The following is a 9575-nucleotide window of genomic DNA, read 5'->3' on the forward strand; positions in this document are numbered from 1 at the left end:
TACTAATTTTTTAAAAATTAGTGTAAAGTGAATAAATTTCACACCGTAAACAAATACTCAACTACAATATTATCAATTTTTTCGAGCTTGTTCACTACTTGATTAGTGAGAGATTTTCTAAATTCGAGTTCTATTAAGCATTGATTATCGTATGTTTGGTTACGAATTTTTAGATTATATTCCTTAACGACCCTCATCACATCATTCATCTGTACAAACTCAAAAACTATGCTATAAACATTATTAACAGTCTTTTCGAGAATATCAGCAAGAGTGATAGCCTCAACGGTGGCAGATTTGTAGGCGTTTATCAAACCTGGAACACCGAGTAAAGTACCACCAAAATACCTAACAACTATTACCAAAACATTGGTGATCTCGTAAGAAAGAAGGGTGTTTAGAATCGGTTTTCCAGCAGTTCCCGATGGCTCTCCGTCGTCGTTTACTCTAAAATTAGATTTATCAAGACCTAATCGGTAAGCGTAGCAATGATGTACCGCTTTGAAATGCACTTTACGAAGATTATCAGCAAGTGCCTTTACTTCACTTTCGTGTACTATTGGGTAGGCAAAAGAAAAGAATTTGCTTCCTCGGTCTTTAAATAAACCTTCGGCAGGCGATTTTATAGTTTTATAAGTATCTTCAAGTAACATTTATAGTCAAAAGAAAGGATTCTAAGAGTTTCGTTAATAACTCTGCAAAGTATCAGATTCAAAAATATTTTTATTTTTTATGCCTTTTTGTGCTAAAATCAGCATGGCATTCGCAACTTTTTCGCTTTCAATGGCTTTATATCGTTTGGGAATAATAAAATTGACGGCTTTCATCAAAATTTTGCCAATTTTTTCGCCCATACGAGGCTCTTCTCTTTCGCCCAGCAACATCGAAGGGCGGAAAATCAGTAAAGTGGGATAATGCAAATCGCTGATTGCTTTTTCGATTTCGCCTTTGACACGATTATAGTAAATTATTGATTTTTCGTCTGCCCCCATAGCTGTTACGATGAGGTATTGTTTCGCTCCATTTTCTAAGGCTGCTTTGGCAATGGCAAACGGATAAGTAAAATCTACTTTGTAGAAAGCTGCTTTTGAACCGGCTTGTTTCATCGTTGTTCCTAAACAGCAGAATATGTCATCGGCTATGATTTTTGATGAGTCTAAACTGTCGAAATCAAAGATAATTTGTTCTAAATTTGGGTGATTTATATTGAGAGGTTTACGTATTAAAACCTTAACTTTTGAGTAGAAATTACTTGTTAATAACCTAATAGTTAGATGTTTACCTATAAGTCCAGTTGCTCCAACAACAAGTGCAGTTTTCATAATATTGCGGCTTAGAATTTTTTATAAAGTTACCTTCTTTTATTAAAATCAACAACTCGATAGCCCACTAATTTTTCGCAACGAGCAGTTACGGGACGATGATAAACGAAGATTTCATAAGTATTTTGGGTTTCAGCAAAATTTCCCTCAAAATACACTTCATCGGGAGTTTCATTGCCCTTCTGCACAATAAAATTATAGTTATAAACTCCTTGTTTGAGTTGAATTGTGGCGGTATAACCTCCAAAATCATTGTCATAAGCCATTTCATTTTTTTTATCTAATCGCCAATCATTAAATCCACCATTGACATAAACCTTCTCATTAGTATCTAATTCTTGTGTTTTTAGCTGAAATGTAGTCTGAATATAGTCGGCTTCGGTTTCGCCATTAGAGCTTTCACGGTTATCAATGATGAAGGTTCCGTCAAAATCATTCGATTCGATAAAGGCAAAGTTACTTCTATTATTTTGAGCAGAAATCCACATATCATCTTCCTTTCCACGATGAATTCTGTCAACAAATAAGCCTCGATTGTAGGTGCTTCTGGCATCAAAAAAGCGAAATTCATTGCTGGCTGGAAATGTATTTTCATCGTCAAAAAAGCGAAATTCTAATTTTTTGCTACTTTCATCAACACTAAAAGGTTTTAAATTCTTGGTAGTTTTACCCCAACGATAATTTTGACGAATAATGATTTTTAACTCATCTCGTGGCGACATCAACGAATATCCTCCAAAACTTATATCAAAATCTAGCTGTTGGTGGGTTTTATTTTTTGAAGGTGCTTGGGCTTGCCGTACGCTTCCACTTGCTCCAACTCGGTTTTCATAAACCATAAATCTTTTACTAATAATTATATCATCTTTCCGACGGTCTCGCCACACTACTAATAAATAATTTCCTGAAAGTAGCATTTTTGGAATCTCAATCTTATAATGATAATATGGCACTTTTGTATTTTGTGAAACTCGGTAATCGTTAATAATCAGGTCATTATATTCGGGCATATATTCAATTTCTGACAAAATTGACTGTTTCCAATCCATTGTACAACTCAAAATTTTCACATGAAATTGTTCGTAACTTGCTTTTAAATCATCAAATTCAAGCCAAAGGTTTTTGCTGTCTTGTAGCTGAATCAGTGGTGGATTTAGGTTTCGAGCGGCATCGGTTGGTTCGCCAACAAGCGGGTAGAGCAAAACAGTTTTTATATTAGGTTCGTAGGTATAATCTTCAAAACGGAGTTGTTTAGTTTGAGCGAAGAGGGAGAAATTGCTTAAAAATGCTATTAAAATGATTGTTTTTTGCATGAAATCAATTGTTTTTCAAAACTAACGAAATTATTTTTGAATTTATTAGGGTATTTTCTTCGAAAAGGCATATTCTCGAAGACGGATCAGGAAATCTGTTGTACAAAAAAACTCCAAGTTTTCAATCTTGGAGCTTTTTAAAAACTCAGCATTTAGCGTTTTTTAGCTTTTCTTTTTCCTAGGTACTTCAACTGGTGCTGTTGGCAATACCGGAATCTTCGCTTTCATATCAGTTAAACCTTTTTCGATGCCATCTTTAAAGAATTGATAACTGGTGTCGCCTATTCCAAGAGCTTGTGCTTTTAAAGCAAAACCCATAGCGTCTGATGATTTTCCGAGTTTATCTAAAATTTGAGCTTTTATCCAATTATTACGGAAACCTTCACGAAGTGCTAACGATTTATCAATCAAACCTAATGCTTTATTTAAATCTAAGCCTTTTTGCAACATATAATCGGCAGCTTGTTGGTAAGTATTAGAAGCGTCATTACCTTTTGCTGTAACCGCACTTTCGATTGCTGCAACATTATCAACCCTAATTGCGATCGAAACTTTAGTTTTCTCCCAAGATATATTCATCATGGCGGCATCATCTTTCACATCTGAAAAATCAATTGTAAATGACTCTGTAGTTGAAATGTCTTGTGGGCGAGCCATTACACGAAGAACATCATCACTTGCCGAATAGTTGGCTTCAGTTGCGGTCAAATTTTTATTAAAAATAATTGTCCAATTTGTTTGATTTGGAATAGACATGATGGAATATTTACCAGCTTTCAAAGTTTGACCTTGAACCATAATGTCGCCTGTAGTTTCGATTTTTGTAGAGCTATTTGCTCCAGTACGATAGATTTTGTCGAATGGAATCAATTTGCCAAATATTTCACGACCTTTTAATGATGGACGAGAATAATCAATTGAGATTTTTGTAACTCCAACAACTTGTGAAATAGTTGCTGCAGGACTTGGTGCTGGCGTAACTTGTGCGAAAACAAAAGTGCTTGAAAGTAAGCAACTTAAAACAATTAGAAAGTTTTTTTTCATTGGATTTACTGATTTTGTTGATAGATTGAACTAATTTTACTGCAAATCTAAGTATAATCTATTACTATGCACAGAAATATTCTTCTTGATTTATTAAGAAAACATAAAGGTTTAAACGAAAACGAGATAAATATGATCGCTGAAACGATTGAATTTGTGAAGGCGAACGAAGATTGTTTCAAACGAGAATTAAGCATTGGGCATGTAACTGGCTCGGCTTGGATTTTGGATAAATCTCATCAATTTGTGTTGCTGACCCATCACCGAAAGTTAGATAAATGGTTTCAGCCCGGTGGGCATTGTGATGGAGATAATAATATATTGAATGTGGCATTAAAAGAAGCTATTGAAGAAACAGGACTTGCCGATATTCAGGCACTTAACACTGAAATATTTGACGTAGATATTCATTTAATTCCTGCGAGCGGCGTGTCGCAAGGAAAAGTTATTGCTGCACATTTTCATTATGATATTCGTTTTTTATTTGAGGCGGATAAAGATATTCCTCTTATTATTTCGGAAGAATCAAATGATTTGGCTTGGGTAGAAATTTCTAATGTTGCCAAATTTAATGATTCGGAATCAATGACAAGAATGGCTTATAAAGTTTTGAGTGCTGAATATCGGAGTTAATAAAAAAGTAGTTAGCGTAAAATACTTACAACTCTTTAACTATTTTGGTTGAAAAATTAAGGTTTTCGGATGTAACTTTCAGAATATAAACAGCTTGTGCTAAATCATCTTTAAATATTGGCAAAGTTATTTTCTTTTCTTTGGTTGAAAAACTCCAAACAGGTTTTCCTGCAATATCAACTAACGAAAATTCGAAATTTTGACCCGCATCATCCTTCAATACCCAAACTTTTACTCCTTGAGGGTCGCTGAATGGATTTGGAAAAACGGCAACTTCTTTGCCTGTTTTCTTCAATTCAGCTATTAAGCTTTCTAACTCTGCGATTTCATAAGCCTTATCAAAATTCGGAATTCCATAACCAACTCTATCGTTTGGATTTTCATATTGACTTGCCGAGCGAATCAAATATTCACGAACTTGCATATTGGTTAGTTTCGGAAATGCTTGCCAAAAACTTGCAACAAAACCTGCCATCAAAGGCGAAGAAAACGACGTCCCATTGCTTGTACCAACACTACTATTGGTATTTCCTATAACCGTTCCTGCTCCTTGTGCTGATAATTCGGGTTTTATACGTCCATCTGCCGAAGGTCCGTAAGAACTAAATGAAGCAATTACACGATTGCTACTTACAGCACCAACAGCAATTATAGAATCGGCATCGGCTGGCGTTCCAACGTATTTCCAAGCGGAAGTACCTTCATTTCCTGCTGAAGCTACGACCAAAATACCTGTTTGTGCTGCCCAATCTGCTGCACGGGTAGCTAATGCACGGTCGCCGTTCATGTCCGAATATTTGTAATTTTGGGCAGCATTATCAAATAGGTTATAACCCAAAGATGTATTAATAACATCAACTCCGACGCTATCGGCCATTTCAGCACCAAAAAGCCAATTGGCTTCCTCACGTTTGGTTTCCGAACTAACATCTTCAGTTGTGAGCAACAAATAGTTTGCTTTATAGGCAGTTCCCACAATTCGGCTGTCTTCAAATGCCGCCATACACGAAAGTACATTTGTTCCGTGATTATGGTCGTTATAAACATTTATTTCATTATTTACAAAATCCCAAGTACCTATTACTCTTTTTTCGCTAAATAAATCTTTGAAAAATGAAAGTTGGTTTGCATTCAAAAAACCAGAATCTAAAACGCCAATCAACATTCCTTCACCATGAAAACCCTTTTGGTGCATTTTGTCTGCTCCAAGCATAGCGAGTTGGGTTTGCGAAAGTCCATTGTCTGAAATCCCTTCATTACCAAACTTGTCTTTTGTTATAAATACTTGATTGTCAGTACTTTGCCTTGTATTTCGAATGTCTCCTTTGCCTTCTAAACCTCGAACAAAAGTAAGTTTCAATATTTTATCAAGTGTAACAGCATCTGTTTGAATTAAAGCACCGTTTATCCAGCGAGATTTATATAATACTTTCGCTCCAGTTTTAGCAATTTCTGCCAAATAACTCAGATTAGGAGGTAAATCTCGTTCGGTAACTGCAATGTTTTGATTAGTTCTACGCTTAATTGAGCGGTCTGATAAAAACTCTTTTGGGCGAGAAACAGAATAGGTAGAATTGGCTTTGTCTTTAAATAAGACTAAGTACTGGTTTTGAGAAAATGCTTGAAAATGTAGAGTAATCGTTAAAATAACAAGTAAAATCTTTTTCATAAGCTACGGTTTGAATATTTTAAAGATAACGTATTTTTATAACAAACATTGCCAAGAAAAACGAGTTTCCTAAATGTTTGAAACAAATTAGGAAACCTATTTAAGCTATCTCAATAGACATTTAGGGAACTTGTTCTGCCATAAAATCACCTTCTTGCTTAAAACTTTTCAATATCCAACCGCCACCAACAACGTCATCTTCTTCATAGAAAACTGCTGCCTGTCCAGGAGCAATTCCACTAACTTGTTCGTGGAATAAAACCTTCATTTTACTGCCCTCTTGAATAATTTGTGCTGGCGAGCCATCATGTTTATAACGGACTTTCGTAGTCGTTTCGAGAGGCATACCTTCTAAATTAGCATATTTTTGCATTACTATTTTTCCAACCATCATGCCGTTACGGTCTAAATCAATTTCTTTTCCTAAAACTACTTCGTTAGTATCTTTTCTGATTTCAGTTACATAAACAGGGCTGCCAAAAGCCATTCCGAGTCCTTTTCTTTGTCCGATTGTATAAAATGGATAACCCTCATGTTTTCCTAATATTTTTCCTTCTTGCGACACAAAATTTCCGCCTTTTACACGTTCTTCCAAACCTTCCACTCTATGTTTCAAGAAACCTCGATAGTCGTTATCAGGTACAAAACAAATTTCATAAGACTCTTTTTTATTCACCAAATCGAAAAGTTCTCTTTCAGTTGCCATTTCTCGAATCTCTGCTTTTTTCAAATGTCCCAAAGGTAATTTTGTACGAGAAAGGCTTTCTTGGGATACTCCCCAAAGTACATAACTTTGGTCTTTCCATGTATCAGTTCCCTTAGAAATTACAAATCTTGAGTTTTCTTCCCGAACATTTGCATAATGTCCTGTGGCAATAAATTCACAACCTAACTTGTCGGCACGGCGAAGCAATGCGTCCCATTTTATGTGTGTATTGCACAATACGCAGGGGTTAGGTGTGCGACCTTCCAAATATTCGCCTGTGAAATGGTCGATTACATAATCGCCAAATTCTTCTCTAATATCCAATATATAATGTGGAAATCCTAAATTTACGGCAATGTTTCTTGCGTCATTGATAGAGTCAAGGCTGCAACAGCCTGTTTCTTTTTTGCTACCGCCCGAAGAAGCATAATCCCAAGTTTTCATGGTCATGCCGATTACTTCGTAGCCTTGTTCGTGAAGCATAACTGCTGCCACTGAACTGTCAATACCGCCACTCATGGCGACTAAAATTCGTCCGTGTTTGCTCATTTTGTTACTGCGTTGGTTCAATGCCAACCGTTAGTATTTAAGTTCCTGTAAGGTTTTTTTCAAATCTTTCAGGTTTTGATGGTAATATAAAGTACAAAAATAGGTAACAGAATTTGATTATGAATAGTTCTGAGGTAATTTTGAACCTGAGAATCAGAAAATTAGTAAATCGTGATCGCACGGGCGACCCGTTGTAAATCGTAAATTCAAAAGTAATGGCATTAAAAACACTCGTAAAAGTAAGTAATATCACTAATTTGTCAGATGCTCGTTATTGTGCGGGGATGGGTGTAGAAATGCTTGGATTTGTGATGGACAAACATTCGGCAAATTATACTTCTCCCGAAAAGATGAAAGAAATAAAATCTTGGGTGGCTGGAGTTTTAACTGTTGGCGAAACACAAAGTATTGATTATAAAGAAGTTAAAGCCTTTGTTGAAGATTTTGAAATAGATATTCTTCAAATTTCAGATGCTTCGCTTTTGCCTCAAATTTCGGATTTAGGCAAACCAATTATTTTGAAACTTGATTTTGATAGTGCTTATTTTGAAGATTATCTGGAGCGATATTCTCAATTTGTTGAATTTTTTTTAGCAGATGGGGGAGAGCTATCAGATTTTGCTCAAAATACCTTAAAGGAATATTCGGTTAATTATCCAATAGTTTTGAATTTTGGAATTACTACTGAAAATGTCAATGAACTTCTCGAAGAAATGAATCTTCATGGCATTGCTTTAAAAGGAAGTAATGAGATTCGTCCTGGCTCTAAAGATTATGATGAACTGAGAGATATTCTCGAAATGATTGAAATAGATTAATATAGGCATACATTCAACCTTAATTCTCACCATTCAACCTTTATTTTCTAAAACCTTCATCAAAAATACCCCTTTGACATTAATTTTTTCCATTCATGTAGTTTGCTATACATAGTACCGTCTCTCACCTATATCTTTGTTTCATAATCACAACGAAATGTGGTTATTTAAAATGAAAAAGCAAACAAATAAATATTAAAAAAAATGGAAAATCGATTGGGCGGTACTCCGCTGTTTAAAAACAGAACAAATAAAATGATTGGTGGCGTTGCCGCTGGATTTGCAGAGTATTTTAATTTGGACGTAACACTTGTGCGTATACTAATGGTTGCTGCTTTTTTTGCTCCAATACCCGCCGTTATTCCTTATATCGTTTTATGGATACTTTTGCCTGCAAAAGAAAATCAATTGGGCGGCACTCCGCTGACAACAATTAATTATTCAACAACTAATTAAAATAAAAAATCCCCATCGAGGGTTAAAGGGCCATGGAAAAGCGATTATATAGAATCAAAAACCGTCAGGCAATGCTCGGAGGAGTTTCGCAAGGTTTATCCGAATATTTTAACATTGATGTTACACTTATTCGTGTTCTTTTTGTACTATTGTTTTTTACTCCGTTTCCGTCGGTTTTTACTTACTTTATTTTGTGGGCGGTGTTGCCTACTAAGTACGACTATGGTTTTGCGGGTGCAGAAGTAAATCAAGATTTTAACTCAAACGATAATATTAATTTTCAATCGGGCGGCGAACCGTCCTCAAACTCTACTAACATGAGCAGACACAATCAAAACAACAATTTGATTGGAGGAGCAGTCCTCATCATTCTTGGTGTAATTTTTTCGTTCAAAACATTTTTCCATATTAATTTATGGCATTATTTAGGACAAATGTGGCCATTGTTTTTTATCGGATTAGGAATATGGCTAATTATCAAAAATCGTAAAGATGATAACTTTACAAATTTCACTAATAACGATAGTTCTTCAAATTTATAATAATATCAAAACCTGTAAGGTCTAGGCGACCCCGTCTAAAAACACCTTGCAGGTTTTTTTATAGAAAATTTAAAAAAATGAACAATAAAAGCAATATTTTTTGGGGAATCGTACTCATTGTAGTAGGTTTTCTGTTTCTTGGAACCAACTTGGATTGGTTTCATTTAGATTGGTCGTTTCGACAAATCGCTCGTTTTTGGCCCTTAATGCTTATTGCGGCAGGTGCTGCGGCATTCTTCAATCACAAAAAAAGCGTATATAATGCCACGTCAGCTTTATTGATTGCTTTTGCCATTCCGCTGGGTCTTTATACTTGTATCGATGATGGTGTGCGTGATTTTAAAGATGAGGTATCTGACGGATTCAACATTGATATTGATGATTTTGATGACGATGACGACAACCATAATGATTCGTACTCTAAAAATGATACAACTTCTGGCGATAGAAATAAGCAATATTTTGCTGTCGAAATGACACCAGATTTGAAAGAAGCTACTTTGAATCTGAAAGGTGGCGTTGC

The 9575-nt window shown here is 35.4% G+C and carries 11 protein-coding genes; 5 read left to right on the forward strand and 6 right to left on the reverse strand.

What is annotated here, in order from left to right:
* Positions 1-38 precede the first annotated feature (38 nt).
* The 4 genes from ACH2CJ_RS20005 to ACH2CJ_RS20020 form a co-directional block, all read right to left on the reverse strand.
* A complete protein-coding gene (locus ACH2CJ_RS20005; protein ID WP_394995834.1) occupies positions 39-653 on the reverse strand; it encodes an IMPACT family protein in 615 nt (204 codons plus the stop codon).
* A gap of 33 nt (positions 654-686) precedes the next feature.
* Positions 687-1322, reverse strand: coding sequence for an oxidoreductase (locus ACH2CJ_RS20010; protein WP_394995837.1), 636 nt, complete (start codon positions 1320-1322; stop codon positions 687-689).
* A 29-nt stretch (positions 1323-1351) separates the two neighbouring features.
* Positions 1352-2635, reverse strand: coding sequence for a type IX secretion system plug protein domain-containing protein (locus ACH2CJ_RS20015; protein ID WP_394995839.1), 1284 nt, complete (start codon positions 2633-2635; stop codon positions 1352-1354).
* Between the two features lie 162 nt (positions 2636-2797).
* Positions 2798-3679, reverse strand: a complete 882-nt coding sequence (locus tag ACH2CJ_RS20020; protein WP_394995841.1) for a DUF2911 domain-containing protein — start codon at positions 3677-3679, stop codon at positions 2798-2800.
* 66 nt (positions 3680-3745) lie between these two features.
* Here ACH2CJ_RS20020 and ACH2CJ_RS20025 point away from each other — a divergent pair, with 66 nt between their 5' ends.
* Positions 3746-4312 carry an NUDIX hydrolase gene (locus tag ACH2CJ_RS20025; protein ID WP_394995844.1) on the forward strand — a complete coding sequence of 189 codons (567 nt, stop codon included), beginning with the start codon at positions 3746-3748 and terminating at the stop codon, positions 4310-4312.
* A 25-nt stretch (positions 4313-4337) separates the two neighbouring features.
* On the opposite strand, the gene ACH2CJ_RS20030 is transcribed toward ACH2CJ_RS20025, so the two are convergent.
* Together ACH2CJ_RS20030 and mnmA are read right to left on the reverse strand one after the other, a co-directional pair.
* Positions 4338-5981 carry a S8 family serine peptidase gene (locus ACH2CJ_RS20030; RefSeq protein ID WP_394995846.1) on the reverse strand — a complete coding sequence of 548 codons (1644 nt, stop codon included), beginning with the start codon at positions 5979-5981 and terminating at the stop codon, positions 4338-4340.
* A gap of 121 nt (positions 5982-6102) precedes the next feature.
* Complete coding sequence (mnmA, locus tag ACH2CJ_RS20035; protein ID WP_394995848.1) at positions 6103-7236, reverse strand: tRNA 2-thiouridine(34) synthase MnmA; 1134 nt, start codon at positions 7234-7236, stop codon at positions 6103-6105.
* 215 nt (positions 7237-7451) lie between these two features.
* On the opposite strand from mnmA, the gene ACH2CJ_RS20040 reads away from it, so the two are divergent.
* The 4 genes from ACH2CJ_RS20040 to ACH2CJ_RS20055 all read left to right on the forward strand — a co-directional run.
* Positions 7452-8054, forward strand: a complete 603-nt coding sequence (locus ACH2CJ_RS20040; RefSeq protein WP_394995850.1) for an N-(5'-phosphoribosyl)anthranilate isomerase — start codon at positions 7452-7454, stop codon at positions 8052-8054.
* Positions 8055-8258: 204 nt separating this feature from the next.
* Entirely contained in the window at positions 8259-8510 is a 252-nt protein-coding gene (locus tag ACH2CJ_RS20045) for a PspC domain-containing protein (RefSeq protein ID WP_394995853.1), read from the forward strand.
* 32 nt (positions 8511-8542) lie between these two features.
* Positions 8543-9052: a PspC domain-containing protein gene (locus tag ACH2CJ_RS20050; protein ID WP_394995855.1), complete on the forward strand. Its 510-nt coding sequence runs from the start codon at positions 8543-8545 to the stop codon at positions 9050-9052.
* Positions 9053-9129: 77 nt separating this feature from the next.
* The coding region (locus ACH2CJ_RS20055; protein WP_394995858.1) for a LiaI-LiaF-like domain-containing protein at positions 9130-9575 on the forward strand (446 nt) is incomplete at its 3' end.

Origin of the sequence: Emticicia sp. (assembly GCF_043780375.1) — a bacterium.
Lineage (GTDB): Bacteria > Bacteroidota > Bacteroidia > Cytophagales > Spirosomataceae > Emticicia.

Bases quoted from the DNA above. Each gene is read 5' to 3' on its own strand.
- ACH2CJ_RS20005 (WP_394995834.1), bottom strand. From the start codon at position 653: ATGTTACTTGAAGATACTTATAAAACTATAAAATCGCCTGCCGAAGGT.
- ACH2CJ_RS20010 (WP_394995837.1), bottom strand. From the start codon at position 1,322: ATGAAAACTGCACTTGTTGTTGGAGCAACTGGACTTATAGGTAAACAT.
- ACH2CJ_RS20015 (WP_394995839.1), bottom strand. From the start codon at position 2,635: ATGCAAAAAACAATCATTTTAATAGCATTTTTAAGCAATTTCTCCCTC.
- ACH2CJ_RS20020 (WP_394995841.1), bottom strand. From the start codon at position 3,679: ATGAAAAAAAACTTTCTAATTGTTTTAAGTTGCTTACTTTCAAGCACT.
- ACH2CJ_RS20025 (WP_394995844.1), top strand. From the start codon at position 3,746: ATGCACAGAAATATTCTTCTTGATTTATTAAGAAAACATAAAGGTTTA.
- ACH2CJ_RS20030 (WP_394995846.1), bottom strand. From the start codon at position 5,981: ATGAAAAAGATTTTACTTGTTATTTTAACGATTACTCTACATTTTCAA.
- mnmA (WP_394995848.1), bottom strand. From the start codon at position 7,236: ATGAGCAAACACGGACGAATTTTAGTCGCCATGAGTGGCGGTATTGAC.
- ACH2CJ_RS20040 (WP_394995850.1), top strand. From the start codon at position 7,452: ATGGCATTAAAAACACTCGTAAAAGTAAGTAATATCACTAATTTGTCA.
- ACH2CJ_RS20045 (WP_394995853.1), top strand. From the start codon at position 8,259: ATGGAAAATCGATTGGGCGGTACTCCGCTGTTTAAAAACAGAACAAAT.
- ACH2CJ_RS20050 (WP_394995855.1), top strand. From the start codon at position 8,543: ATGGAAAAGCGATTATATAGAATCAAAAACCGTCAGGCAATGCTCGGA.